The 26878-nt window shown below is 73.1% G+C and carries 21 protein-coding genes and 1 pseudogene; 11 read left to right on the top strand and 11 right to left on the bottom strand.

Going from position 1 to position 26878, the window contains the following annotated elements:
- Positions 1-11: 11 nt before the first annotated feature.
- Entirely contained in the window at positions 12-1364 is a 1353-nt protein-coding gene (locus ACGFNI_RS28095; RefSeq protein WP_393687464.1) for an ABC transporter substrate-binding protein, read from the bottom strand.
- Positions 1365-1544: 180 nt separating this feature from the next.
- Between ACGFNI_RS28095 and ACGFNI_RS28090 the strand changes: the two genes are divergently transcribed.
- Both ACGFNI_RS28090 and purU read left to right on the top strand, forming a co-directional pair.
- On the top strand, positions 1545-1994 hold the full coding sequence (locus ACGFNI_RS28090; RefSeq protein ID WP_393687463.1) for a hypothetical protein: 450 nt from the start codon (positions 1545-1547) through the stop codon (positions 1992-1994).
- Between the two features lie 32 nt (positions 1995-2026).
- Complete coding sequence (purU, locus tag ACGFNI_RS28085) at positions 2027-2935, top strand: formyltetrahydrofolate deformylase (protein ID WP_393687462.1); 909 nt, start codon at positions 2027-2029, stop codon at positions 2933-2935.
- A 57-nt stretch (positions 2936-2992) separates the two neighbouring features.
- Here purU and ACGFNI_RS28080 read toward each other — a convergent pair whose 3' ends face one another.
- Together ACGFNI_RS28080 and ACGFNI_RS28075 are read right to left on the bottom strand one after the other, a co-directional pair.
- On the bottom strand, positions 2993-4561 hold the full coding sequence (locus ACGFNI_RS28080) for a zf-HC2 domain-containing protein (RefSeq protein ID WP_393687461.1): 1569 nt from the start codon (positions 4559-4561) through the stop codon (positions 2993-2995).
- Positions 4562-4692: 131 nt separating this feature from the next.
- Positions 4693-5265: pseudogene (locus ACGFNI_RS28075) on the bottom strand (sigma-70 family RNA polymerase sigma factor); the annotation flags it as partial.
- Positions 5266-5700: 435 nt separating this feature from the next.
- Between ACGFNI_RS28075 and ACGFNI_RS28070 the strand changes: the two are divergent.
- Complete coding sequence (locus tag ACGFNI_RS28070) at positions 5701-6075, top strand: STAS domain-containing protein (RefSeq protein WP_393687460.1); 375 nt, start codon at positions 5701-5703, stop codon at positions 6073-6075.
- A 28-nt stretch (positions 6076-6103) separates the two neighbouring features.
- Here ACGFNI_RS28070 and ACGFNI_RS28065 read toward each other — a convergent pair whose 3' ends face one another.
- From ACGFNI_RS28065 to ACGFNI_RS28055, 3 genes are all read right to left on the bottom strand, one after another.
- Positions 6104-7336: a sensor histidine kinase gene (locus ACGFNI_RS28065; protein ID WP_393687564.1), complete on the bottom strand. Its 1233-nt coding sequence runs from the start codon at positions 7334-7336 to the stop codon at positions 6104-6106.
- A 2-nt stretch (positions 7337-7338) separates the two neighbouring features.
- On the bottom strand, positions 7339-8001 hold the full coding sequence (locus tag ACGFNI_RS28060) for a response regulator (protein ID WP_393687459.1): 663 nt from the start codon (positions 7999-8001) through the stop codon (positions 7339-7341).
- Between the two features lie 306 nt (positions 8002-8307).
- Complete coding sequence (locus ACGFNI_RS28055) at positions 8308-9411, bottom strand: hypothetical protein (RefSeq protein WP_393687458.1); 1104 nt, start codon at positions 9409-9411, stop codon at positions 8308-8310.
- A 380-nt stretch (positions 9412-9791) separates the two neighbouring features.
- Here ACGFNI_RS28055 and ACGFNI_RS28050 point away from each other — a divergent pair, with 380 nt between their 5' ends.
- The 4 genes from ACGFNI_RS28050 to ACGFNI_RS28035 all read left to right on the top strand — a co-directional run bounded on the left by ACGFNI_RS28050 (position 9792) and on the right by ACGFNI_RS28035 (position 16338).
- Complete coding sequence (locus ACGFNI_RS28050) at positions 9792-11822, top strand: protein kinase (RefSeq protein ID WP_393687457.1); 2031 nt, start codon at positions 9792-9794, stop codon at positions 11820-11822.
- Between the two features lie 30 nt (positions 11823-11852).
- A complete protein-coding gene (locus ACGFNI_RS28045) occupies positions 11853-12581 on the top strand; it encodes a hypothetical protein (protein WP_393687456.1) in 729 nt (242 codons plus the stop codon).
- A gap of 170 nt (positions 12582-12751) precedes the next feature.
- A complete protein-coding gene (locus ACGFNI_RS28040; RefSeq protein WP_393687455.1) occupies positions 12752-14440 on the top strand; it encodes a succinic semialdehyde dehydrogenase in 1689 nt (562 codons plus the stop codon).
- Between the two features lie 41 nt (positions 14441-14481).
- Positions 14482-16338 (top strand): GMC family oxidoreductase N-terminal domain-containing protein, encoded by a 1857-nt coding sequence (locus ACGFNI_RS28035; protein WP_393687454.1) that lies wholly within the window; start codon positions 14482-14484, stop codon positions 16336-16338.
- A gap of 87 nt (positions 16339-16425) precedes the next feature.
- Here ACGFNI_RS28035 and ACGFNI_RS28030 read toward each other — a convergent pair whose 3' ends face one another.
- A complete protein-coding gene (locus tag ACGFNI_RS28030; protein WP_393687453.1) occupies positions 16426-16611 on the bottom strand; it encodes a hypothetical protein in 186 nt (61 codons plus the stop codon).
- Between the two features lie 384 nt (positions 16612-16995).
- A complete protein-coding gene (locus ACGFNI_RS28025; RefSeq protein WP_393687452.1) occupies positions 16996-17337 on the bottom strand; it encodes a chorismate mutase in 342 nt (113 codons plus the stop codon).
- A gap of 252 nt (positions 17338-17589) precedes the next feature.
- Between ACGFNI_RS28025 and guaA the strand changes: the two genes are divergently transcribed.
- Positions 17590-19176, top strand: coding sequence for a glutamine-hydrolyzing GMP synthase (gene guaA / locus ACGFNI_RS28020; RefSeq protein WP_393687451.1), 1587 nt, complete (start codon positions 17590-17592; stop codon positions 19174-19176).
- A 227-nt stretch (positions 19177-19403) separates the two neighbouring features.
- On the top strand, positions 19404-20279 hold the full coding sequence (locus ACGFNI_RS28015) for a 2-hydroxy-3-oxopropionate reductase (protein WP_393687450.1): 876 nt from the start codon (positions 19404-19406) through the stop codon (positions 20277-20279).
- 110 nt (positions 20280-20389) lie between these two features.
- On the opposite strand, the gene ACGFNI_RS28010 is transcribed toward ACGFNI_RS28015, so the two are convergent.
- On the bottom strand, positions 20390-20734 hold the full coding sequence (locus ACGFNI_RS28010) for a hypothetical protein (RefSeq protein WP_393687449.1): 345 nt from the start codon (positions 20732-20734) through the stop codon (positions 20390-20392).
- 387 nt (positions 20735-21121) lie between these two features.
- On the opposite strand from ACGFNI_RS28010, the gene ACGFNI_RS28005 reads away from it, so the two are divergent.
- Positions 21122-22672 carry a hypothetical protein gene (locus tag ACGFNI_RS28005; RefSeq protein ID WP_393687448.1) on the top strand — a complete coding sequence of 517 codons (1551 nt, stop codon included), beginning with the start codon at positions 21122-21124 and terminating at the stop codon, positions 22670-22672.
- A 322-nt stretch (positions 22673-22994) separates the two neighbouring features.
- Here ACGFNI_RS28005 and ACGFNI_RS28000 read toward each other — a convergent pair whose 3' ends face one another.
- Together ACGFNI_RS28000 and ACGFNI_RS27995 are read right to left on the bottom strand one after the other, a co-directional pair.
- Positions 22995-23201, bottom strand: coding sequence for a hypothetical protein (locus ACGFNI_RS28000; RefSeq protein WP_393687447.1), 207 nt, complete (start codon positions 23199-23201; stop codon positions 22995-22997).
- Positions 23201-24760, bottom strand: coding sequence for a PspC domain-containing protein (locus tag ACGFNI_RS27995; protein WP_393687446.1), 1560 nt, complete (start codon positions 24758-24760; stop codon positions 23201-23203). The genes ACGFNI_RS28000 and ACGFNI_RS27995 overlap by 1 nt, the downstream gene beginning before the upstream one ends.
- A gap of 310 nt (positions 24761-25070) precedes the next feature.
- On the opposite strand from ACGFNI_RS27995, the gene ACGFNI_RS27990 reads away from it, so the two are divergent.
- The gene (locus ACGFNI_RS27990; protein ID WP_393687563.1) at positions 25071-26834 is read left to right on the top strand and encodes a serine/threonine-protein kinase; all 1764 of its coding nucleotides are present in this window, start codon (positions 25071-25073) and stop codon (positions 26832-26834) included.
- Positions 26835-26878 lie beyond the last annotated feature (44 nt).

Raw genomic sequence — 26878 nt, 5'->3', positions numbered from 1 at the left:
CGCCCGCTGCCTCAGAGGTCGGTGCGGCGCCGCTCCAGCGTCCTGGTGACGTTCACGAACCCGTCGGACGCGGCGAGCACCTGCCCGTCCGCCACGGTCTGGTACGTCACCATGCCGTTCACGATGCGCGGGAAGTCCTGGACGGCGAGCATGTCGTCGGCCTGCCAGCGCAGCTTCGGGGTCAGCCCGCCGGTGTCGATGGCGTGGTCGCCGCGGTCCAGCAGCTTCTGGAGCGCGGGCGAGGTGATCTCCTCGATGCCCTTCGCGTCCAGCTGCTCCACCAGGGAGCGCAGCACGGTGTAGGCGATCCAGGTCGTCTGGACACCCTGGTCGGCCGGGTCGATGCGGTTGTCGCCGAAGGCGTGGTCGTTGATGACCTTGCGCATCGGATTCCAGCGCGGGTCACTGGCGACCGGGTACCAGCCGGTGAGGTACGCGCCCTCCAACGGCCCCGACCTGCCGCCCGTACGGTTCACCAGCGACTGCCCGACGCTGCCCAGCACGGAGGCGACGTGCACCTGGGGGCGCTCCTCCTGGAGCCGCCTGAAGGAGTCGAAGAAGGCGTCGGTGTGGTCGCCGAGCGAGGCCGTCACGCAGGAGCCGGGCGCTTCGCCGCCGTTCCGCGCGGTGCCGTACACGGCCGGGTCGGCGCCGACGTCGTCCAGTGCCCGCCGCACCTCGGTGGCGTAGTCCGTGCCGTCCTCGGGCGCTCGTATGTCGGTGACCGGGGCGCGGTGGCCCTGCTGGAGGCCGGAGTTGAGGAGTGAGGGCATCTGGTCGCCCTGGATGGTGTCGGGCCGCACCAGGGCGACGCGTTCGCAGTTGCTCGCCAACTGGCGGCCGTTCCCGGCGAGCAGCGACGCCTGGCCGCCGTTGACGGGATAGGACAGCGGGCTCTCGAACTCCTCGTCCGACGCGCCGTAGCCGCCGATGAACGGGATGCCCTTGACCTCCAGGGGCGAGATGAAGGAGCGGCCGAACTGGCTGTAGGAACCCACGACGGCGACCGCGCCCCGGTCGACCGCGCGCTGCGCGCACCGGGTGGCGCCCGCCGAGTCGTTGCCGTCGTTGCAGGTGAGCACCTTCAGCGGGTGGCCGGCGATGCCGCCGTCGGCGTTGACCCAGCGCGCATACGTCTGCGCCATGGCCGGCATGCCGGGCATGTTGGTGGTGTCGGTGCCCTCGGGCGCCCAGGTCATCACCGTGACCGGCTCCTTCTCCCCGGACGCCCCCGAAGCGCCGGGGAGGGAGCCGCAGCCCGAGAGCAGCGACGCGATGACCGCCGTGCACGCCACCATCGAGGCGCGGGCCGCGGAGGAGGTGTGCGGGGAGGGGCGGGGGGAAGGGCGTCGCCGTCCGGTCATGTAGCGGGAGCCTTCCGGCCCGCCCGGAACGCCTGAGTGACGTCGGGTCAACGGACGGTGACGTCGAGGTGAACTCCGGGGGGATGCGCATGATCCACTGCGCGGAACGTACGATCGAATACTGTGCAAGGTTCGGAGAAGTCTTCCCGTCGCGGCCGTCGCTCGACCACCATGGGCGCCATGCCACTCAACGACATGCCGTGGTGGCGCTGGCGCAGCAATGTGCGCTCCGCGCTGCACATGCTCTCCGACCCCGTTTTCCAGCGCGAGACCTGGCTGGCGGGCCGCCCGGGGTACGGAGACGTCACCGACGCCGTCTACCGGCTCGTCGAGGACACCTGGCTGGACAACTGGTCGGCGGACAAATACGTCGGCACGATCTTCCGGGACACCCAGGAAGCGGCCCTGGTGGACGTCGCCGTGCTGCGGGTGCTGCGGATCATGCACCAGGTGGGGCCGGACGCGCCGGTCACCGCGTACGTCGAGCACCACGCCTGGCCCGAGGCGGTACGCGCGGCCCGCGAGGCGCATGTCCGGCTGGCCGCGGTCGACGGTGACGATCCGGACGCGCCGCCGCACTCGCTTGAGGTGCTGGCCCTGATGACCCACGGAGCCGGCGCCCCGGCCTGAGCAGCCGCCCGGGTGTGCGACCCTATGAGGTCATGAGCGAGTCGCAGTCCACCACACCCGGTACCGGCGGTCCCCACGATCGGGACGGCTTGATCCACCAGTACGTCCTCACGCTGTCCTGCCCCGACAAAATCGGCATCGTGCACGCCGTCTCCAGCTACCTGTTCATGACGGGCTGCAACATCGAGGACAGTCAGCAGTTCGGTGATCGCGACACCGGCCTGTTCTTCATGCGGGTGCACTTCAGCGGGGACGCACAGACCGACGTCGAGAAGCTGCGCGCCAGCTTCGCCGCGGTGGGCGACTCCTTCCGGATGGACTGGCAGATCCACCGGGCCGAGGAGAAGATGCGCATCGTCCTGATGGTGTCCAAGTTCGGGCACTGCCTGAACGACCTGCTCTTCCGCTCCCGGATCGGGGCGCTGCCGGTCGAGATCGCCGCGGTGGTCTCCAACCACACGGAATTCGCCGAGCTGGTCGGCTCGTACGGCATCCCGTTCCGCCACATTCCGGTCACCAAGGCCACCAAGGCGGAGGCCGAGGGTGAGCTGCTGGAGCTGGTCCGCGAGGAGCGGATCGAGCTGGTCGTGCTCGCCCGCTACATGCAGGTGCTCTCCGACGACCTGTGCCAGGCGCTGTCCGGCCGGATCATCAACATCCACCACTCCTTCCTCCCGAGCTTCAAGGGCGCCAGGCCGTACCACCAGGCGCACGCCCGCGGTGTGAAGCTCATCGGTGCCACGGCCCATTACGTGACGGCCGACCTCGACGAGGGCCCGATCATCGAGCAGGAGGTCGAGCGGGTCGGCCACGGCGTCACCCCCGACCAGCTCGTGGCGATCGGCCGCGACGTCGAGTGCCAGGCGCTGGCCCGCGCGGTGAAGTGGCACAGCGAGCACCGGGTGCTGCTCAACGGCACCCGCACGGTCGTCTTCGCGTAGGTCCTGGGCGGGCCCGACCGCCGTCCCGCCGGGGTGCGGCGGGACGGCGTTTCCGGCTCAGAGCCGGGAGAGTGACGCGGTCGCGAAGAGCACGTCCCGGATGGCCTCGCGCTCGCCGTACTGGCCTGCCGCCGCCTCATCCGGGGAGATGTGGCCGGCCGCCAGCTGGCAGAACTCGGAGCCGTCCAGCGCGATATGGGCGACGGTGCGGTCCGGCGTGCCCAGCGCGGCGGGGGAGTCCAGCGCTATGTACCAGTGCCCGCCACCGTCACCCTCGACCTCCAGATGGAGCGTGCGGCCCGGGGCGCCCGCCTCGACCAGCCGCTGCGGCGGCGCCGCGAGACCGGCGCGTCTGCGGTCGGCCAGCGCGCTGGGCAGCAGCCGGGCCGCGAGGTCGACGAGGTGGTGCAGATGCCCGGCGGCCGGGGTCCGGTACGGATAGTCCACCGCCTCCGCGATGTCGCCCGCGTGCACCCAGCACTCGAAGGCGCGGTCCAGGAACGCGTCCCGCAGCGGCAGCCCGAACTCGCCGTAGGAGACGGCCAGTTCACTCGCCCTGCGGCCGACGAAGGACGCCGTTCTGATCAGGGCGTGACTCTGCTCGCGCCAGGGCTCGCGGGTCTCCTGCGGGGCGGGACGCCCGTCCGTCGTCCGCCAGAGGGTCTGCGTGCGGTCGGCGGGCCCCGCCCTGCCCGGAGGGGCGGCGGCGCCGAGCGGGTCGGCGAGACCGAGCGCCGTGGCGACCATGCCGTCGACCGCCATCAGATGCCCGATCACCCCGGCGACCGTGGTCTCGCGGGCCGCCGGCCGCTCGCCGTCGAACCAGCGCAGCCGCACCGGCGCCCGCCACTCGGCCTCGCCCATGTCCCGCAACAGCGCGTCGAGTTTGGCGGTCTCCGCGTCGTACGGAGCCGCCCACTCGGGGACGGGTATACGGGCCGGGCGGCGGCCCAGGCAGCCTTCCAGGACCCGCGAGCGCAGCAGCGGATCGAGGTCGAGGTTGTCGGCGGGATGCAGCAGGCCGACGGCGTTGCGCAGCCGCAGCGCCTCGTCGGCGCAGGAGGCGCAGTCCGTCAGATGGGCCTCGACCGCGGTGGTCTCCTCGGCCGAGCAGGCGGCCAGTGCCCAGGCGCCGAGCAGCGATTTCAGTACCCGGTGCGGCAATTCGGACTCCACGGGCGCGGTGTCGGGCTGCTGCGGGTGCCCGCTCCCGGGCCCGGCCGCATCGTCCTGCGGGCGGGCGGCACCGCCGGGCTTCCCGAGGGTGTCGCCCCACGGCCCGGCGGTTCCTGGCCGCGCCGCAGCGTCCGCGGCACCGGGAGCGGCACCGGACGCGGGCGGCACGTCGGGCAGCGGGCCGCGGTCCTCGGCCGCCGTGCGGGGTGCCGGTATCCGGGGTCTGGCGGCCGGTCCCGGTGCGCCGCGGCCCCCGGAGGGGTACGGGCGGCCGGGTGCGCCGGGCCGGCGCGGGGCGTGCGTCTCGCGGCCGTCGTGCGTCTCGTGGTCGTCGCCGGTCTCACGGGTGTCCTCACGCGCCTCGCCGGGATGCGCGCCGTCCGGCTCCTGCCGGCCGTAGCTTGCGCGCTCCTCCGGGTCGTAGCCGTCGTACTCCTCCGGGCCGTTCAAAGCGACCGTCCGGGGTCGGCGCCGGGTGGCGGGGCGCTGCCGGGCCCGGTGCACGGTGCCGTCTGGGAACGGCACGGCGTGGTGCGGCTCTGCGGCGGCTGGGAGGGGCGGGACGACGGGGAGGGCAGGGAGGCGCGCGACGGCCCCGGCGGGACCGCCTGGTGGTTGTGGGCCGTCGACAGCAGTTGCAGGCCGAGCCGGAGCCTGCGCCGCGCCTCGTCCTCCGTGACGCCGAGGTCGGCCGCGGTCTGGCGGTAGTTCCTGCGCTGGAAGTAGGCCAGCTCCAGGGCGTCGCGCAGCGGCGCGGGCATGGACGTGACGATGTAGTCGGCGCGGGCGGCCGTGGAGGCTTCGCGGATCTTCTGCTCTATCTCTGCAGGTGCGGGGGCGTCGGCACCGCCGTCGCGGGCCGTCTCGGCCTCGGCCTGCCGTAGCCGGAGCACGGCTTGGTGCTGGGTGAGTGTGGCGACCCAGGAGCGCAGCGAGCCCTGCTTGGGGTCGTAGGAGTCGGGATGCTCCCAGATGTAGCCGAAGACCTCGCGGGTGATGCGGTCGGCGGCGTCCTCGTCGGCCAGGACGCGGTGGGCGAGGCTGTGCACCAGAGAGGCGAAGCGGTCGTACAGCTCGCCGAGCGCAGCCGCCTCACCGCGAGCGAGCCGCTGTTGCATCCGCCTGTCCCAGCGCGGCGGTGCGTCCTTTCCCATCGGACCCCCTCCCTGTCGGTCACCGCAGTTGCTGCCGTCACGCGGCCGACTCCGCTCCCGCGCGGTCAACCGTGTCCCAGCCGTGCCATCGAATGTAGTCCGAGGGTCCGACAACGCATGCTCCTTTACGGCAAACCCCTCCGGCGGACGGGCGCTGATGGTAAGGGAGTCGTCACTTTGTGGTGGTAATTCCCGTTCCCCGGAGAGCGAAGCGGATCGTTCCTGTCGCAATTGAGTAATGCGTTACCCGGGTGTGACCGAAATCTGGCGAAGGGTGACCCGGCCCTGGGCATAGCCTTACGGGAGAACGGCCCAGTGCGCCCGGCACCCGCAGTGTTTCAGGGCAGAGAGGCCGGGCAGTCGAGCCGGGGAAGGGTGAGTTCCGGATACATCCGGGGGCATCCGGTCCGAAAGCGAGCGAAAGGCTTCGAGCGCGTGTCGTTGAAGGTCGCAGAAGACGAACAGGGCCGGTGGGCCGTACTCCAAGTGTCCGGCGAAATGGACCTGGTCACCTCGCCCGCGGTGCGCCAGCACGTGCACGACGCGGTGGCCGATGGCCGGCGCAGCGTCGTGCTCGACCTCTCCGACGTGCGGTTCTGCGACTCCAGCGGGGTCGGCGTGCTGATCGCCGCGCGCCGCCTGATGCGGTCGTGCCAGGGCCGGCTGCGGCTGATCCTCCCCGCCCAGGGCGCCGTCGACGGTTCCCACGTCAACCGTGTGCTCGCCGCGCTCGGCGTCCGCCGGCTCTTCGAGGTCTACCCCGACCTGCACACCGCCGTGGACGAGACCGCCGCACCGCTCTCCGCCTGACCCGCAGGCCAGGACCCCGCAGCCGGATTCACCCCGGCCCGTACGGGAATTCCGCCCGTACGACGAAGCCGCCCTCGGACGTGTGCCGCGTCTCCAGCGTGCCGCCGAGGCTCTGCGCCCGCTCGCGCAGCCCCACCAGACCGTGCCCGCCCCCGGGCAGTGCGGGTGCCGTCGCCGTCTCGTCCGGCGGCCCGTTACGGATCTCCACCCGCAGACCACAGGGCCCCGGACCGTCCGCCGCACCTGCCCCCTCCGGGCCCGCGCCCTCCACCGGATCCACCCGCACCCGCACCCGTGCCCCCGGCGCGTGCTTGCGGACGTTCGTCAGCGCCTCCTGGACCGTCCGGAACGCCGCCCGTTCCACCGTCTTCGCACCGTGCGCACCACCCGAACCCGCCACCACACCGCCCTCGTACGTCACCGCAAGACCGCTCATCTCGATCAGCCGCGGCAGTTCGGCGAGATCGGGCTGCGGCGCAGGCCCGCCGGTCTCCTCCGTGCCGCCCGCCGCCCGCAGCACACCCACCATGTGCCGCAGCTCCTCCAGGGTGCGCACGGACAGTTCCCTTATCGTCCTGGCGCCCGCGCGGGCCGCCTCGTCCCCGGTGCTGACCTGCACGGCGCCCGCCTGGAGACTGATCAGGCTGACCTGGTGGGCCACCACGTCGTGCATCTCACGGGCCAGCCTGGCGCGCTCGGTCGCCTGCACCCGGTCGGCCAGCAGCCGGTCCTCGCGGCGCAGGCTGCGGGTCAGGTCCTCGACCCGCACGGCCAGTTCACGGCGGGTGCGGACCAGCAGTCCCAGCGCGATCGGCGCCGCGCAGGTGACGCAGGCGTCGATCAGCACCAGCGTGTTCTCGCGGTACGCGGTCGGTTCGAGGTCCGACATCGGATACGGGAAGAAGTGCGCCGCGATCAGCAGCGCCGCACAGATGCCGAGCCGCACCCGGCCGGGCCGGCGCGCGGCGAGCGTGTAGAGGGCGATCATCGGCGCGAACCAGATGTAGCCGATGTAGAGCCCGGGGAGCGTGAAGAGGAACACCAGCAGCGGGAAGCGGCGGCGCAGCAGTAGCGCGGTTGCCGCGACCAGCGAAACGGCCAGTTCCAGGAGGAGTTCGAGGCCGTTGACGAGCAGCGCGTCGACGACGGCGAGCAGCATCGGGACCGCCACCGGGACGGTACGCCGCAGCCACCGCGCCGCCCGTCCCGTGCCGTTCAGCCGCGGCCAGGGCGCGGCCTCGGAAGCCCCCGGTTCCGCCATCGTCAGCACGTCCCTCGGGGTATCCCGGAGACCAGCCCGGCGCGGTCGGCGACGATCGCGGCCTGGATGCGGTTGATCCCGCCCAACTTCGCGAGCAGCGCCCGGACATGGTCCTTGACCGTGCTGGGCGCCAGCCCGATCCGGTCCGCGATCCGGGCGTTGCCGAGCCCCTCGCCGAGCAGCGCGAGCACCTCCGACTCCCGTGGCGTCAGCGCGCGCACGGCCTGCGCGGCGGCCACCTGGTCCTCGGCGGTCAGATAGCCGCCGATCACCGCGCGGGTCACGCCGGGATCCAGCACGCTGCCGCCCGCCGCCAGGGTGCGCACGGCCCGTACCAGCTGCTCCGGATCGGAGTCCTTGAGCAGGAAGCCGTCCGCGCCCTCGCGCAGCGCCGCGGTCAGGTACTCCTGGGCGTCGAAGGTGGTCAGCATCGCGACGGCCGGGGGCGCTTCGGCCGCGCGCAGCCGGCGCAGCACGGTCAGGCCGTCCACGTCCGGCATCCGGATGTCGAGCAGGACGACTTCGGCCCCGCTGCTGCGCACCGTCCCGACGGCGTCGGCGCCGCTGCAGTCCGCGACCATCTCGATGTCCGGGGCGGTCCCCAGAATCATCCGCAGCCCGGACCTGACGAGCCGCTCATCGTCCACCACAGCGACACGGATCACCGGCCGCCCCTTTCTCATCGCACTGTTCCGAGGCGAGCGGAGCCACCCTGCCCCGCCCGTCTCCGCCCGCATCCCGGCACCGGCCCGCCATCCGGCGGCCCCGCACCCCCGCCGACCGGCGGGGGTGAGCCCGCGACCTGCGGACGATGCCCCCCGGTGGCGCTCACGGGCAGAGTGCCTCTCATGCTGCACCACTGACGAGGCCACAAGCCCCCTACGCGTTGCAGTTCACAGTGACGGCCGCCGCGACCCCCACACGCGACGGCCGTCACTGGTGTGCGCGCACCGGGCCCGCACGCGGGCGGCTCACCGGCTGCCGAGCCGCCCCGTGGTCGCGGCCAGGAACGCTTCTCCTCGGGCGCCGCCGTACGGACCGCACCGTACGGTGGACAGCACCACCACCGACGTCATCGCCGCCAGGCCGTACGCCGTCGTCGCCAGCGAGAGCGCGCCCGCCGTCGTCTCCAGCGACCGGTTGAAGAAGTCCGTCACCGCCAGCGACACCACATCCCGCACCGTCAGGTAGAGCTGCACCGCGGCGAACAGCATCTGGGCGCCCCGCACATCCCGGCGCCCCCGGTAGGCGAGCACCCCGAGCACCAGCAGCGCCAGCACCGTGCCAGGCGTGGTGAACTCGGCCGTCAAGGAGATCCGCAGCGGTCCGACGGCCGAGGCGTCGAACATGCCGCGCAGCGAGCGGCCCGGGTCGGTGGTGGGCGGCAACAGGCCGTACACCAGCCACGCCAGCTGGGTGAGCCCCATCACCAGGAACAGCACCCCGCAGATCTGCGAAGGGCGGCACCGCCACCTGACGGGGCCCTCGTCCGCGACCTGCCCGACGCCGTCGTCCGAGCCGGGGCCCCCGTCCACGTACTCGGACACGGGGGGCGCCTGGGCGCCCGCCGCGCGTCCGCCGCGCTCGCCCGCCGGGACCAGCGCGCCCAGGACGACCAGCGCCGTCAGCAGGCCGATGCCGCAGGTGGCCAGCATCCAGCCGCCGAGCGGATTCGCGCCGTACTGGGTGCGGTATCCGGCGTCGAACAGGCCCACCCCCTCACGCAACGAGATCGCCAGCAGTACGAGAGCGAGCAGCATCGCGGCGGATCTGGCCATCTGCCGCTGGGCCAGCACCAGCCCGGCGACGGTCAGGAACGCGACGGCGAGCGCCCATTCGTACGGGCCGAGCATCGGCACCGGGCCGGTACCGCTCGGGTTGAACAGCTCCTCCAGGAAGTCCCAGACGGTGCCGTCACCCTGGACGAAATCGCTCAGCGTCCAGCCCACCAGGATGAGGCCGTACAGGGCCAGACTCAGGCCGGCCACGCGGTAGCTGTCGCGGTGTTCGGGGGCCGCGTGTCCCGCGTCGGGCCCGGGGCGGACGTCCACCGCACCACCGTCCTGCATCACCATGACCGAGACCCCCGCTCCGCCTGCACCGACCCGGGTACCGGACCGTCCCGTACCGCAGCTTCACTGTGTCAAGGACGGTGGGAGTGGCGGTGGAGGTTCCCGCCCGTGTGTCGTTCGGTACCGGAACGGGACGGGAACGGGATGCCGCTGGGACACAAGTGGGGCACTGCGGGACGTGAACGGGGCATCGCGGGGCGGGAAATGGGAGACGGTGACGCGGAAACGGAACGGAATGGGGACGGGTCCGGGACGCTCACGGGGAGGGATGGAACGGCCGTGGAAGGGGAGCGGGACGGCGGCGGGACGCGAACGGGACGCGGGGCGGGTGCGATAGCGGCCAACCGGGGCCGCGGCGGAAGCCGGTGGGGCAAGATGGCCGCATGGGGAGCTTCGGGGGTGAGGGCCGGCTGATCGCGGGCCGCTACCGCCTGGCCGAGCGGCTGGGACGCGGCGGCATGGGAACGGTGTGGCGCGCGGCCGATGAACTGCTCGGCCGCCAAGTGGCCGTGAAAGAGCTGCACTTGGACGACGGGGTGGGCGATCCGGAGGCGCAGGTGCAGCGCGAGCGGGCGATGCGCGAGGCCCGTACGGTCGCCGGGATCAAGCACCCCAACGTGGTGGTCGTGCACGATGTCGTCGAGCAGGACGGCCGGCCGTGGATCGTCATGGAGCTGGTGGAGGGCCCCTCGCTGGCCGACCGGCTGTCCACGGGCGGGCCCGTGGCACCGCGCGAGGCGGCCAGAATCGGCGTCGCCCTGCTGGGCGCGCTGCGCACCGCCCACACGCGCGGGGTGCTGCATCGCGACGTCAAGCCCGCCAACGTCCTGATGGAGCCGGGCACCGGACGGATCGTGCTCACCGACTTCGGCATCGCCCAGGTCCCCGGGGTGGCGACGCTGACCGAGTCGGGCGGCTTTGTCGGCTCGCCGGAGTACACCGCGCCCGAGCGGATGGCGGGCCACGGCACGGGCCCCGAGGCCGACCTGTGGTCGCTCGGCGTCCTGCTGTGCGCCGCGCTCAGCGGTGAATCCCCGTTCCGCCGCGACTCGTTGGGCGGCATCCTGCACGCCGTCGTCCACGACGAGATCGACATCCCCGAGGCGGCCAGGCCCCTGCTCGCCGTCGTCCGCGGCCTCCTGGAACGCGACCCCGCGCAGCGCCTCGACGCGGCCGAGACCGACCGCCTGCTGCGCGGCTATCTGCACTCGGGCCGGGCCCCGGAACGCGGCCACGGTCACCGTCACGGCCTCGGCCTCGGGGGTTTCCGGGGGCACGGCGCCGGCCTCGCCCCCGGCGGCGAGCCCGAGGCCACGGCCGTATCCAGCCGACAGCCGGACCCCGACCCCGACCCTCACCTCAACCCCGCCCCGGCCCCCGCCGCCCCCATACCGGCCCCGGGCGCCTCGCCCGCCCCGCACCCCACCGGTACACCCCCGATCACGGGCCACGGCTCGCACAGCCCCTCGCACGACGGCCCGAACGACGGCCCACCGTACGGCCCGAACGACGGCCCGCCGAGCGGCCATCCGCCGAGCGAGGAACCGCCGAGCCGACGCACCCCGGCGAGCGCCCGCCCCTTACCGGACGGCCCGCCCTTCACCCCCGCCCCGGCCGGCCCCGCACCCCAGGACCACACCCCTCCGGACGCCCGCGACGCCCCCCACCACCGCGTCCCCACAGGACGCTCCGGAGGCCGAACGGGCGCCCGCGCGCCGGGAGTTCCGCTCGCCGACCGCGCGCTGGCCGCCGCGGCCCGCCCGCACACCGGCCGCACCCGCACCGTCCTGCTCCTGGCGCTCACGGCGGTCGTGCTCTTCGGCTCGGTGACCGGCATCGTCGCCCTCCTCTCGAACGGGGACGACACCGGGCGCTCCCCGTCGGCGCCCGGCACCCGCCCGGCAGCCACACCGGGCGGCCCGCCCCGCCCCACCGTCACCGCCAGGGCACCTGACGGCTACCGCATCGTCCGCGACCCGCAGGGTTTCGCCCTCGCCGTACCCGATGGCTTCACCCGCTCCTACGAGAAGCCGCGGGTCACCTACCACTCGGCGGGGCGGCGCTTCCTGCTCGGCGTCCAGGCCCGGAAGCCGACGGCGGGCGGCCCGCTCGGCCAGCTGCGTGCCGCCGACGCGCAGGGCCCCGCCCACTACCCCGGCTACCGCGCGGGCGAGGTCACCGCAACCACGCACAACGGATATCCCGCGGCGCTCTGGGAGTTCGTCTGGGACGGCGGCCCGAAGGACGGTGGGCCGTGGCACACCTACGACCTCAGCTGGGACGAGGACGGCACGATGTACGACGTGCGGATATCCGCCCCGGCCGGGCAACGCGCCGCGGCCAAACGTCACTTCGACACCGCGGTCGACACCTTCCAGCGGCTGGCTCCCGGCTCCGGCGGCGGCCGGCGCTGAGCCGCCACCAGGGGCTGGCATGATGCGGCCATGACGCATTCGGGGAAGGGAGTCAGGCACGCCCGCCGCACCCGCCTCACCCGGCGCGGGCGCCTCGTCGGGGCGGCGCTGGGCGGCATGGTGGTTGCCGCAGCGGCAGGGGCGCTGCTCGGGCTCGCGGGCCCCTTCGCGGCGGGGCCACGACAGGCCGCCCCCGGGGACACGCACCCTCCGGCACCGCCCACCGGCACCGGCACGCCGACGCCGGAAGCCCCGATGGTCATCGACTGGAAGGTCCACCACGAGCGGAAGCTGCGGGCGCGGCTGGCCGTCCCGACCGCGTACCGCACCGTCGTGCACGACGACCAGGACGCCGTCTACCGCCGCCGCGGCAGCCGGATCGTCGAGTACGTCGTGCCGGGCAAGGACACCAACCGGCTGCGCCTGACCGCGTACGCCGCGCGCCCGCGGCGGCTCTCCGCGTGGGCGGCACGGCAGACCGCGAAGCTGAAGGGCTACTGGCCTGACGCCGTGGTGCACGCCTCCAGGACCCGGTTCCACGGCCAGGAAGCGGCGCTGCTGGACACCACGTACACCTTCACCCCGCAGAGCCGCACCAGGACCCGGCGGCTGCAACTGCTCATCGCCACCCGGAGCGGCGCCGCCTACGACCTGTACGTGGAGATGCCGAAGGAGGCGGCGGCCGAACGGGACGGCCTCACGGTGTTCCGGGGCGCACGGCAGAGCCTGCGCCTCGACGGGGCGCGCAGGGCCCGCTGATCCGGCGTCGGTGTGCGCCTGCCGACACTTCCCGATCGTCGCCGATCCGGCCGGTATCGTCGCTGACGAGGGGCGATGCGGCCAGCAATCGCTGGCGCGGAATGCCCGGTGGGCGAAAACCCGTTACTGCCGGGTACACAAAGCGTCCGGGGAGGAATACCCTCGCCGACATGACGGACTCGCAGGACACCGGAACAGCCGCATCCCCCGCTGCCGAAGCGCCCGCCGATGCACCCGCAGCCTCCATAGCCACCGAGCCCCCGGTGGCGCCTGCCGACGGCAATCCGGTCATGCCCGCGGCGGCCGGTACCCGTACCGCGGCCGACGTGGTCACCCCTGAGGTGGCCGCCCGCCTCACCCGTGGCGTGGTCGGCAGCGGACGCACCGCCAACCACGCGCCGTTCACCGGCGAGAAGTTGGCCGACCTGCCCGAGTCCACCCCCGAGGACGTCGCCACCGCCTTCGAGCGGGCCCGCGCCGCGCAGGAGCTCTGGGCGAAGGTCCCGGTCAAGCAGCGGGCCGCGGTCCTGCTCAGGTTCCACGATCTGATGCTGCGCCGTCAGGCCGAGGTGCTCGACCTCATCCAGCTGGAGACCGGCAAGGCCAGACTGCACGCCCACGAAGAGGTGCAGGCCGTCGCCGTCGCCGCCCGGCACTACGGCCGCAAGGGCCCCGCCTACCTCAGGCCCAAGGGCCACACCGGCGTCGTGCCGACCCTGACCAAGGTCACCGAACTGCGCCAGCCGCGTGGGGTCGTGGGCCAGATCGCCCCGTGGAACTACCCGTTCGAGCTGTCCGTCGGCGACGCCCTGCCGGCCTTCGTCGCGGGCAACGCGCTGGTCACGAAGCCCGACACGGAGACCGCGCTGACCGCGCTGTGGGCCCGTGAGCAGCTGATCGAGGCCGGGCTGCCGGAGGACGTCTGGCAGGTCGTGATCGGCGAAGGGCCGGTCGTCGGCCCCGCCGTCGTCCAGCACGCCGACTACGTCTCCTTCACCGGCTCGACCCGCACCGGCCGCGAGGTCGCCCAGGGTGCGGCGGCCCGGCTCGTCGGTGCCTCGCTCGAACTCGGCGGCAAGAACGCCATGTTGGTGCTGCACGACGCCGACGTGGAGAAGGCCGCGGCCGGAGCCGTCCGGGGCTGCTACTCGTCCGCGGGACAGCTGTGCGTCGCCATCGAGCGGCTCTACGTCCACGAGTCCGTCGCCGACGACTTCCTCCAGCGCTTCGCCGCCCGCACCAAGGCCATGCGGCTCGGCAACTCCCTCGCCTACGGGGCCGACATGGGCTCGCTGGCCGGCGCCCGCCAGCTGGAGGCCGTCAGCCGGCACGTCGACGAGGCCGTCGCCAAGGGCGCCGAAGTCGTCGCGGGCGGGCGCGCACGCCCCGACATCGGCCCCTACTTCTACGAGCCGACCATCCTCGACGGCGTCCAGGCCCCGATGTCGGTCTGCGCCGAGGAGACCTTCGGCCCCGTCGTCTCCCTCTACCGCTTCAGCGACGAGGACGAGGCCGTCGCCCTCGCCAACGCCACGCCGTACGGCCTGAACGCGAGCGTCTGGACCAAGGACGGCCGACGCGGTCGCGCCCTCGCCGTCCGGCTGCGCACCGGCACGGTCAACGTCAACGAGGCGTACGCCGCCGGGTACGGCAGCGCCCAGTCCCCGATGGGCGGCATGGGCGATTCGGGCCTGGGCCGCCGCCACGGCTCGGATGGCATCCTCAAATACACCGAGGCGCAGACCGTCGCCCACCAGCGGGTGATGCCGCTCGCCCCGTCCTTCGGCATGACCGACGAGAAGTACGCCCGGTTCATGAACAGCAGCCTGCGCGCGCTGAAGGCTTTCCGGCTGCGCTGACACGGCCGGGGACCGAGCCCACCGAGAACTCAGGAGCGCCAGTGCCGCAGGAGAACTCTGCCCGAAACCAGGCCCCGGAGCCGCGACGGGACCACGACGACCGCGCCTACGACTACGACGTCCTGATCGTCGGCTCCGGCTTCGGCGGCGCGGTCTCCGCCCTGCGGCTGTCCGAAAAGGGCTACCGCGTGGGCGTACTCGAAGCCGGCCGCCGCTTCACCCGGCAGACGCTGCCGAAGAACTCCTGGGACCTCCGCAACTACCTGTGGGCACCGGCTCTCGGCTGCTACGGCATCCAGCGCGTCCACCTGCTCGGCAACGTCATGGTCCTCGCGGGCGCCGGCGTCGGCGGCGGATCGCTCAACTACGCCAACACCCTCTACGTGCCCCCGAAAGCGTTCTTCGACGACCCGCAGTGGGGCCGCATCACCGACTGGCAGGCGGAGTTGACGCCCTACTACGACCAGGCCAAGAGGATGCTGGGGGTGCGGCTCAACCCGACGATGACCCCGTCCGACATCCACCTCAAGGACGCCGCCGAGAAGATGGGTGTCGGGGACACCTTCCACCGCGCGCCGGTCGGCGTCTTCTTCGGCGACGGACGGGACGCCGTCACCGACGAGGACGGGAGCGGGACGGCGAAGGCGGCGCCGGGCGGCGAGGTCCCCGACCCGTACTTCGGCGGCAAGGGTCCGGCCCGCACGGCGTGCACCGAGTGCGGCGAGTGCATGACCGGCTGCCGGCACGGCGCCAAGAACACCCTCAACGAGAACTACCTCCACCTCGCCGAGCGGGCGGGCGCCGTCATCCACCCCATGACCTCGGTCGTCACCGTCACCGACGACTCCCGGGGCGGCTACGCCCTCGCCACCCTCCCCACCGACGACAAGCGCAGGGGCAGGGCCCGCACCTTCACCGCCCGCAAGGTCGTCATCGCCGCCGGCACCTACGGCACCCAGACGCTGCTGCACAGGATGAAGGACAGCGGACTGCTGCCCGGCATCTCGGCGAAGCTCGGCGAACTGACCCGCACCAACTCCGAGGCGCTGGTGGGCGCGCAGACCAGCGACCGCCGCTACCGCAAGAAGTACGGCACCAAGGCCGACTTCACCCGCGGCGTCGCCATCACCTCGTCGATCCACCCCAACGCCAACACCCATATCGAGCCGGTGCGTTACGGCAAGGGATCCAACGCGATGGGATCCATGTCGATCCTCCAGGTACCGCTCGCCGCCCGCCGCGGCAGGCGCGCCCTGTCCTGGGCGGGGCGGTGCGTGCGGCACCCGATGCTGCTGCTCCACTCGGTCTCCAACCACCGCTGGTCCGAGAAGACCATCATCGGCCTCGTCATGCAGTCGCTCGACAACTCCCTGACGACGTACCGGAAACCGGGCGGCGTCGGCAAGGGCCTGCTCACCGCCAGGCAGGGCCACGGCGCCCCCAACCCCGAGCAGATCCCGGAGGCGTACGAAGCGGCCACGGTCATCGCCGACGAGATCAACGGCTTCCCCGGCAGCAATGTCGGCGAGCTGATGGGCACCCCGCTGACCGCCCACTTCCTGGGCGGCTGCCCGATCGGCGAGGACGCGGAACACGGCGTCATCGACCCCTACCACCGCCTCTACGGCCACCCGGGCATCTCGGTCGTCGACGGCGCCGCGGTCTCCGCCAACCTGGGCGTCAACCCGTCCCTGACCATCACGGCGCAGGCCGAGCGTGCGATGTCGTTCTGGCCGAACAAGGGCGAACCGGACCCGCGGCCGTCACCGGGAGCGGCGTACCGGCGGCTGCCCCCGGTCCGGCCGGTCTGCCCCGCCGTCCCCGATGAGGCGTTCGGTGCGCTGAACCTGCCGTTCCTGCCCGTACCCGCGGTCCCGCCCAAGGCCGATCCTGAGTAGCACGGGACAGAGCGAAGGGCCCCGGTACGCCGTCCGCGAGGGGGGGAGTGCGGACGGCCACGGGGCCCTTGGCTTTCGGTACCGGCGTCAGGGCAGCGCCGGCACCGAGGGGCGGCGCTGGGGGGTAGCGCCGCTGGCTTGGGGGCGCGCGTCGCACTCGTACGAAGCGCGCGGGTCGAGCGGGCTGTGCGGAGCGCGTCGGCGGGGGCCGGTGGTGGAGCCGATGGCGGTGGTGATGCCCACGCCGGACGGGCCGGGTGCTGCGTCAAGCATCGTGGTGGATGCGCCTCGTGCGGCGCAACCGTTTCGACGGATGCGGTCGGTCCCGGGCGTCCCCAGGACCGACCACCCCATCGGATGCGACCGGGCTGCTGTCCCCTGCTGACCGGTCACAACACCGGGGCGAGGTCCCACGACGCGTGCCGCGGCAAGCGGCCGGCGTCTCATCGCTCCGGCAGTCCGCCCGTGGGGCGGCGTCTACGCGTAGTCCTGCAGGCCGCGCCTGGCTGGCGTGGCACCGGGAACAACGAAGCCGTTCAGCGGCCGGTCACGCGCCGTACGGGTGAGAGGCCAACCGAACTCAGATCCGCCCGCTGCGCCCGGCGCGCGGGGCCGCTGCACGCCCCGCGCGGCCGTCCCCGGGGGGTGCGGCGGCGGTCAGATCTGCCCGCGGGACAGCTCCAGGAGCGTCATCGCCAGTGCGGTGCCGGGCTTGCCCAGCTGGCCGCGGTAGTGGTCGAGGATCTCCATCTCGCGGGAGAGGTTCACCCGCCGCCCGCCGGACTCGATGCGCTCGCGCTGGATGACGGCCGATACGGCCATCCGTTCCTGTACGAGGCCGATGATCCGGCCGTCGAGATCGTCGATCCGGCCGCGGGCGCCGGTGATCACGCCGGCCGCCTCGGGCGTACGGGCGCCGGTCTCCGCCGCGGGGACGCCGGGGCCGGTGGCGGTGCTGTTCGTGCCGGGGACGGTCGCGGTGCCGAGGTCCGTGCTCATTGCCTGTCTCCTGGGGTGTGCGGCCCCCGGAGCCGATCGTGGTCCGGACAGCGCAGGCGCCCCGGGCCTTGTCGGCCCGGGGCGCCTGGGAAGTCGCTTGTCAGTGGTGGATCAAGCAGCACGTCCATGGCAGCCGGCCGGGCCGGTGCCATAGGTAAAGACGAAGGTCAGCTGCTTGGACATGGCGCTCAGTATGAGCCCGTTAGAATCGAAAGTCCAACCCCTGCTCCACACCGCCGGAAGGCCGCCGAAGTGCCATCAGCACCCCCTGCCGCCGCCCCGGACGTCGTCCTCGTAGTCGACTTCGGCGCGCAGTACGCCCAGCTCATCGCCCGTCGTGTCCGCGAGGCCCGGGTCTACAGCGAGGTCGTCCCGTCCACCATGCCGGTGGCCGAGATGCTCGCGAAGAACCCCGCGGCGATCATCCTCTCCGGCGGCCCCTCGTCGGTCTACGCCGAAGGCGCCCCCAGCGTCGACCGTGCCCTGTTCGAGGCCGGTGTCCCGGTCTTCGGCATGTGCTACGGCTTCCAGCTGATGGCCACCACCCTCGGCGGCACCGTCGACAACACCGGCGCACGGGAGTACGGCGGCACCCCGCTGACCGTCTCCCGCCCCGCCTCCACCCTCTTCGAAGGAACCCCCGCCGAGCAGTCGGTGTGGATGTCGCACGGCGATGCCTGCTCCGCCGCCCCCGAGGGCTTCACCGTCACCGCGTCCACGGACGTCGTACCGGTCGCCGCCTTCGAGAACGACGAGAAGAAGCTCTACGGCGTGCAGTACCACCCCGAGGTGATGCACTCCACGCACGGCCAGCAGGTTCTGGAGCACTTCCTCTACCGCGGCGCCGGCATCGAGCCGAACTGGACGACCACCAGCGTCGTCGAGGAGCAGGTCGCGGCGATCCGCGCGCAGGTCGGCACCAAGCGCGCGATCTGCGCGCTGTCCGGCGGCGTGGACTCGTCGGTGGCGGCTGCCCTCGTGCAGAAGGCCATCGGCGACCAGCTGACCTGCGTCTACGTCGACCACGGCCTCCAGCGCAAGGGCGAGTCCGAGCAGGTCGAGAAGGACTTCGTGGCCGCCACCGGCGTCCAGCTGAAGGTCGTCGACGCCGAGGCCCGCTTCCTGGACGCCCTCGCCGGGGTCAGCGAGCCCGAGGAGAAGCGGAAGATCATCGGGCGCGAGTTCATCCGCGTCTTCGAGCAGGCCCAGGCCGAGCTGGTCGCCGAGGCAGGCGCCAGCGGCGAGTCCGTCGCCTTCCTCGTGCAGGGCACGCTCTACCCGGACATCGTCGAGTCCGGCGGCGGCACCGGCACCGCGAACATCAAGTCGCACCACAACGTCGGCGGCCTGCCGGACGACATCGAGTTCGAGCTGGTCGAGCCGCTGCGGCAGCTCTTCAAGGACGAGGTGCGGATGGTCGGCACCGAGCTGGGCCTGCCCGACGCCATCGTCCACCGCCAGCCGTTCCCCGGCCCCGGCCTGGGCATCCGGATCGTCGGCGAGGTCACCAAGGAGCGGCTCGACCTGCTGCGCGAGGCCGACGCCATCGCCCGCGAGGAGCTGACCGCGGCCGGTCTCGACCGGCAGATCTGGCAGTGCCCTGTCGTGCTGCTCGCCGACGTCCGCTCGGTCGGCGTCCAGGGCGACGGCCGCACCTACGGCCACCCGATCGTGCTGCGCCCGGTCTCATCCGAGGACGCGATGACCGCGGACTGGACCCGGATGCCGTACGACGTACTGGCGCGGATCTCCACCCGCATCACCAACGAGGTCGCCGACGTCAACCGCGTCGTCCTCGACGTCACGAGCAAGCCGCCGGGCACCATCGAGTGGGAGTGACCCGCTGAACCGGCCCGCTGGTCCGCCGGTACTCCCCGCAGCCTGACGCCGACGCCGTCGCTCTTCCCGGAGCGGCGGCGTCGGCGCGTTTGCGGGGCGCGGCGGGCGGCGATTGACGGGAGGGGGGCCGCGCCGCATGATGACCCGGAAATGACTTTCCATATCGCGGCATCGTGAATCCGGCATGCGGAAATAATGGTGCCCGCACGGGTGAGGAGTGGCGCGGCATGAGCACGATCGGATTCATCGGCCTCGGCATCATGGGCAGCCCGATGGCGGTGAACCTCGCCAGGGCCGGGCACGACGTGCGCGGCTGGAACCGCAGCCCCGGGCGGGCGGACGCGCTGGTCGCGGCGGGCGGCAGGGAAGCGGACTCGATCGCCGGCGCGGTGCGCGGGGCGGACGTCGTGATCACCATGGTTCCGGCATCCCCGCAGGTCGAGGCCGTGGCGTACGGGCCGGACGGCATCCTGGAGAACGCCGGCGCGGGCGCGCTGCTGATCGACCATTCCTCGATCACCCCGCAGACCTCCGTCGAGCTGGCGAAGGCCGCGGCGGGCAAGGGCGTACGGGTGCTGGACGCGCCGGTGTCGGGCGGTGAGGCGGGCGCCGCCGAAGGGGTGCTGTCGATCATGGTCGGCGGCGAGCGGGCCGACTTCGATGCCGCACGGCCGCTCTTCGACGCGGTCGGCACGACGGTGGTGCACTGCGGTCCGCACGGCGCGGGCCAGACCGTCAAGGCCGCCAACCAGCTGATCGTCGCGGTCAACCTCCAGGCCGTCGCCGAAGCCGTGGTCTTCCTGGAGAAGTCAGGCGTCGACCTGGAGGCAGCCCTGGAGGTCCTGGGCGGCGGGCTGGCCGGCTCCACGGTGCTGGCCCGCAAGAAGGACAACTTCCGCCACCGGGAGTTCACCCCCGGCTTCAAGCTGGAACTGCACCACAAGGACATGGGCATCGTCACCGACGCCGCCCGCGCGGCCGGCGTCCCGCTGCCGGCCGGCTCGGTCGCGGCCCAGCTGATCGCCTCTGCGGTGGCCCGCGGCGACGGCGCCCTGGACCACTCGGCGCTGCTGCGCGGCGTGGAACTGCTCAGTGGTGGGTGATCTGCTTCGGGGGCTCCAGGGTGGGGCGGGTGGTGCGTCGTGATGCTGTGATGCCGCGGTGACCCGTCGGGCGGGCTCCGCCAGGCAGGCACGGCTTCGGGCTTACTCGTCTAGTTGCGGGTGAGGAACGCGCGGGCGGCGGTCACGAAGTCGGCCCGCGCGGCGGTGTAGGCGCTCCAGGCGGCGTCCGGCACCTCGTTCAGCCGGTGGAACGCGCGCAGGTGTTCCATCAGCGCCCTGGCCTGTTCGACGGGGCCCACGCCCTCGACGTCCAGCACGTTGAACGTGGCCTGGGTCGCGGCGTACGAGTCCCGCGTGGCGGCCAGTGCCGTCTCCTTGTCGTCGTACCGGCCTTCCAGGCGGCGCCAGATCACCGCGCCCTCGGCGTCGCTCGCGGTGAGGAAGGCTGCGTACGCGTCGCGGCGCGCGAGGTACATCAGCGGATCTTTCGTCAATTCGGCCACCTCCACCGTGCAGGGGTCTGGGTCTGGGTCAGGGTTGGGGACGGGGTCAGCGTCAGGGGCGGGGTCAGGGTTAAGGCCAGGGGCAGGGCCGGTGCCTCGCCCAGGGCGGTCGCGCCGGTTGGCGGCCGGGGGACGCAGTATCGGGTGTGGCGGGCGAGTGTTGAAGCCCTAGGTACGTGGAGGTTCCGGCGGGGGCGGGGAGTTGGAGTGCGGCGGGCGGCGCGGCGACCTGCCCGGCATCCAGGGGCGGGGCTCTGGCCTGGGGCGGAGCCGGGGTGTCAATGCTCCGGGGCGCGTCGCCACCGCCCATCAGCTGGACGTTCGATGGTGGGCTCCGGTTTCTGCGGCACAATTCCCCTTCGGATAAGAGAAGTTGACGTGACGACGGTGCCGCTGCCGATGCCCGGTGCCGGGGAGCGCCGCCCGTGGATGCGGACGCCGGGCCCCGGTGGGGCCGGTGACGGCGTCGGCGTCGGCGTCGGCGTGAGTGTCGTAGCGAGTGTGGCGGGCGGTAGTGCAGTGGCGGTTGATGTGGCGGGCGGGGTGACGGGTGCGCTCGGCGGCGAACCGCCCGGTGGGCCAGGCGGCGGGCCGGAGGGTGCGGGCGCCGGGTGCCGGTGCGGGCGGTGTCCGCAGGGGGCCCGCGCCGGGCACCGGCATGCGGTCGCCGCGTTCGTGGCGCTGCGCGAGGAGTTCGCCGCGGGCCGCGGGGTGCCGGCCGGGCTCGCCCGCTCGGCGGGAGCCGCACGGCAGTGGGTGTCCGATGAACTGTCCCTTTCCGCCCGCGCGTTGGCGGATAGGAGTGCCGGGACGGAGTCGGGCTGGCTGGTGTCCGTACGCCGCGGCACCTTGGCCGTGGTGTGGGGCGGCGTCACCGCGCTGCTGCTGGGGCAGGCGCTGACCGCCATCGGGACGGGCTGGACCGTGCACCGCACGGCGGGGCTGATCGCCGCCGTCGTGACGGCACTCGGCCTCACGGCGACGGCCTGGCGGCACCGTGCGCACGGCGGGGTGCTGGCGCCGCTCGTGGGGGAGGACCGGCGGCTGTCGACGTCGCGGGCGGTCGCGGCGGGGTGGCTGGGGATCGCGGTGTACGCGGTGCTGGTGGCGGGGGTGCGGGTGTTGCTGGAGGGGGCGGGGGCTGTTTCTGGTGCCGGTGCCGGTGCCGGTATCGGTGCCGGTGTCGGGCTTGGGGGAGGGGGCGAGGTCGGTGCCGGGGCCGGTGGGTGGTCGATGGGCCGTATCGTGTCATCCGGCTTTGAACTGCCGCTCGCCGTACCGGTGTTGCTCGTTCTGGCCGTCGTGTGCGGGGTCGCGGTGACGGCGCGCGTCGTGGTCGGCGCGCGGATTCGCACCGGACGGCTGCAGAAGCCCGCCGCCTCCTGCCCCTGTGCCGTGGACCTGCTGGCCGACGACGCGGGGCGGGGCAGCCTGGCCGATGCCCAGTACCTGGTGGTGAACGCGGCGGTCGCGGCGTATGCGCTGGCCACCCTGGCCGTCGGCCCCGCGACCGTGCTGCCGTCGCTGTCGTGGGGCCCGGTCCTCCTGGTGGCCGTGTCCGCCGTCGGCTATCTGGCGGGCAAGTGCGCCGAGGGCGGCCGGCCGGTGATCCTGTCCGTCGTCCGCGCACGGGAGTTGGGCGATCTCGCCGCGCCCATCCGCACCGGCGACGACATCGAGATCCGCGGCACCGGCTTCCTCCCGCCAGGCGCCAGGACCCCGGACCGGCTGGCCCAAGTGGTCGTACGGATCGGGCCGGTGCACGTACCGGTCCCCCTGGTGCCGGTGCCAGGGGGCTTCGCCAATCCGGCGGACGGGACGCTGACCGTCCCGGTACCGGCCGATGTCGAACCGGGACGGGTGGAGATCCGGGTCGTCACGGCGGCTGGTGTGGAGACGGACGCGTACGTCATCGAGGTGCAGGAGTGACGCTTTGCGGTGGGTATGAGGTCTTGAGGTGGGTGGGGGATTTGCGGCGGGAGTGATGCCCAGCGGTGGGTGTGACGGCCGGACTTGGGGCGGTGCGGGAGGCGTTCCGATGGGCCGGTCGGGGCCGGTCGGGGCCGGTCGGCGCCGGTCGGCCGGTTGGCCGGTCGTGGTGAGGTGGCGGTGTGGTCGCGGTGCGGCGGCGGCCGTTGACCTTCCGGCTGTGTGGCCTCGGTGTTCGGTGTTCGGTGTTCGGTTGGTCGGTGTTCGGCGGCCGGATGGCACGACGGCCCCGCCGCAGGCGGCGGAGACCCGCGGCCAGGTCCTACGGCCGGCTGTCCGTGTGTCTTCGGCGGGCGATGGCCCAGGCGGCGGCGGTGATGCCGGAGGCCAGGAGCCCGGCGGGGATGGCGAGGAAGAGCCAGGGGCCTGGGGCATGCCAGAGGCCGACGGCGTCGAGGGCGTAGGCGGTGCCGACGGCCGTGGCGGTCAGGCCGGCGACCAGGTTGGCCGGCTCGAAGGGATGGCGCATCACGAGTGGCCTCCTTGCTGGGCCGGGTCGGTCGTGGCGGGGTGCGTCCCGGTCGGCGGAACGGTGGCGGACGATATGCGGGCGGCGGACACCGACGGGGTGGCGGTGCCCGGTGTGGCCGCCGGAGGTGCGGCGGGCGGAGGTGCGGCGGGCGCTGAGGGGGCGGCGGGCGCCGGGGGCGCGGCGGGCACCTGGGGTGCGCGGCGGACATCCACCTGGCCGACGCCGACCCGGAGGTCCAGGACGAGGGAACCGTGCGGCTTTTCGCCCTTCTTGAGGCCGCTGGCGGGCAGGGCGACCGTCCGGTCCCGCGCCCCGGCCGAGATGTGGATGTCGTCGGTCGCCTCGCCCGGCAGCCGGACATCGCCGACCCCCAGCGAGATGCGCACGGTCACCGTCACCTGCGGAGGGAGCGTGACCTCCAGGCGGCCCGCACCCACCTCCGCGCCGGTGCGGACCGTACGGCCGTCCTTGACGGGTAGGGCGCTGAGGTCCAACCTGCCTTCTCCGGAGCCGAGTTCGTAATGCCGCTGGACGGCGGAGATGCTGGTGGGGGTCCAATGACGGTTCTGCCAGTCGGGGCTGATGGTGTCGGGCAGCGCCGTCGACACCGCCAGGAGCGCGGACGTCAGCACGACCATGAACACCGTGCCGCCTCCGGCGCGCCCCAGCCAGGCACTCAGCACCAGGGACAGCCCGAACACGACGAGCGAGCACGCCAGTCCGGCCTGCAACGCCTGGGCGAAGTGGTCGTGCTGCGCGACCGCGAGGCCGGTGCCCGTACCGGCGAGCAGGGCCGTCAGGAACGCCCGGCCCCCGATCCGGCGACCGGACCGCGCCCTGCGCCGCGGCGCGGTCCCGGACGCGCCGCGGCCTCCGGCTCCGGGACCGCGCTGACCTGCGGCGGCTTCTGTGCCGGAGCCGTGCTCGAACTCGTAGGTGATGTCCAGACCGGGTTGCTCGGGCCCCCAGAGATAGTCCACCCCGGCCGGTGTTTCCTTGAGGCGGGCATCCCGCCACCAGGAGGGGGCGTTCGGCGTGGGCGGGGCCTTGGTCTCGGGCGGTGCGTCGGCGACGGTCTGGGCGCTCGCCGCGTCCATCGACTCCGGACCGTCGCCCTCCGCGTGGCGCTTGCGCGACCAGTAGGCGGAACCGGCCACCGCCAGCGTCAGCATGATGGCGAAGGACATGACGCTGCCCTTGCCGACCGTCGTCAGGAACAGGCCGCAGCCGAGCAGCGCGCACAGCAGCGCGGTCAGCGCCGAGCCCTCGACGCGGCCGGAGAGCAGCCTGCGGCCCTCGTTCTCGACCTCGCCTTCGAGCGGGATGAGCAGCCAGGCGAAGCCGTAAACGATCAGCCCGAGGCCGCCCGCGACGGAGAGCACGGCCAGCACGATCCGGAAGATCACCGGGTCGAGATCCCACTGCCGGCCGAGGCCGCCGCAGACCCCGGCGACCACCTTCTGCCGCCGGCTTCGGCGCAGCGGCGCCGGCGGCGGGGTGGTGGTGCCGTCGGCGCCGGGCGGCGCCGGATCCTCGGCGTGGGCTGCATCGTTCATGGACCCATGGTGACAAGAGCCGTGGAACTCCGGCATCCGTGGGAACCCTGGCAGATCCCTGAGATCGGCCCTGAGGATCCCCGATATCCCCCGTGCGTTCGCATATCCCCCGAGCGGGAACGGGAGCGGTGCCGATCTGCGTCTTGGGGAGGCGGGCGGAGATCAGTTGGCCGAGTCCGGCGACTATCGTTGCGCCCTGGATACGTACGGGTTTCCGAAGGGGCGTGCGGTGACGGAGGCGGCGTCGGTGGACGAGGGGCGACTGGTCGCCGGGCGGTACCGCCTGGTCGAGCGGATAGGCCAGGGCGGCATGGGCACCGTCTGGCGCTCCCGGGACGAAGTCCTGGGGCGCCAGGTCGCCGTCAAGCGCTTGCACGTCTCGCCCCAGTTGGACGCGGACGAACTGGCCATGCGCCACGAGCGCACCACCCGTGAGGCGCAGGCCGCGGCGCGCATCAACCACCCCAATGTGGTGGGCGTGCACGACGTCGTCCATGACGCGGGGCTGCCGTGCATCGTGATGGAGTACGTGCCGTCGTCGACGCTCGGCGACGCCATCAAGGAGGCGGCGCGGGAGGACCGTTCGGTCTCGCCCAGGGAAGCCGCCCGCATCGGCCGCGGCATGATCGCCGCACTGCGGGCCGCCCACTCGGCAGGAGTGCTGCACCGGGACGTCAAACCGGGCAACGTCCTGCTCGGCGAGGACGGCAGGGTCGTGCTCACCGACTTCGGGATCGCCGTCGCCAGCGGCACCTCCACCCTCACCAAGACCGGCGAGCTGGTGGGATCCATCGACTACTTGGCGCCCGAACGGGTCAAGGGCGGCACCCCGGGGCCCGCGTCGGACCTGTGGGCGCTGGGCGCGACGCTCTATCAGGCGGTCGAGGGGCGACCGCCGTTCCGGAAGAGCACCGCCGTCGAGACCGCCTACGCCATCGCCGTCGACCCGTTGGAGCCGCCGCGCAACGCCGGGCCGCTGGCGCCGCTGATCGAGGCGCTGCTCGCGAAGGAGCCAGGTGACCGGCCGACGTCCGAGGTCGCCGAGCAGGCCCTGCGGGCGGCCGAGGCGGAAGCGGAGACCGCGCCGATCAGCCGGCCGACGCTGGCCATGGGCACGGTCGGTCGCGGCGCGGCCCAACCGGACACCGGATCCGAGTCCCTCACCCACCCCGTCACTTCGACGGACACCGGCACCGGGCCCGTGGCCGGGGGGACAGGTACCGGTACCGGCACGCCCCCCGGTGCGGCCCCGCATACCGGCACGGGAAGAGAGGCCGTCACGGGAACGGGTGCCCCCCTGGGCACCGGAGCGCCAGGTACCGGCGAGGTCACAGGTTTTGGCCCGGCACCTGCCGGTTTTCCGGTCGGTACGGGAGGCGCCGCGGTCGCGCCGTCCGGTGACGACCGCACGGGCGTCATCACGACGGCCCGGCCGCCCCGTAAGCGCCGCGGTCGCGTCGTGGCCTGGAGTGCTGTCGGCGTGCTGGTGGTCGGCGGCGGCGGCGCGGGCGGCGCCTGGTACGTGCTGCACCACAACGACGGCTCCTCGCAGGCCGAGGGGAACACCACCCCGGCACAGTCCGGCGCGCCGGGCAGCACCATCGGGCCGCCGCCGCCCCTCCCGGAGGGGATGCACCGAGTCAAGGAGAAGGCGCTCGGAGTCTCGTTCCCGGTGCCCGACGGCTGGAAGCGTCAGGTCAAGGACGGCGGCCGGCAGATCGTCTACATCTCGCAGGCCGAACTCGCGCAGCTGACGATCAGCGTCCTGGACTTCTCATCGGGCGACCAGGTGCAGCACTTCAAGGACGTCGAGGTGGACCTCAAGAAGGCGTACCCGAGCTACGAGCGCAAGCGGCTTCAGGACACCGTTTTCCAGAGTGACCCCGCCGCGATCTGGGAGTTCACCTTCCAGGGCCGGGCCCGCGAATACCGCGGCATCGACCTCGGGTTCGGCCGCGAGGGCAACAAGGAGTACGCGATCTACGTCTCCGCGCCGAGCGCCAACTGGGCGAAGTACCGGGAGCTGTTCTCCCAGGTGAAGGACGGCTTCCGTAAGGGCGATCCGACGAGTTGAGCCGGCGGGCCGACCGGCGGGCGACCTGGTGGGCTCACCCGGTG

The sequence above is a fragment of the Streptomyces sp. NPDC048644 genome (assembly GCF_043199105.1).
In the GTDB taxonomy this organism is placed as follows: Bacteria; Actinomycetota; Actinomycetes; order Streptomycetales; family Streptomycetaceae; genus Streptomyces.
Note: the sequence above shows the minus strand (reverse complement) of the source record. Positions and strands in the feature narration are given on the sequence as shown.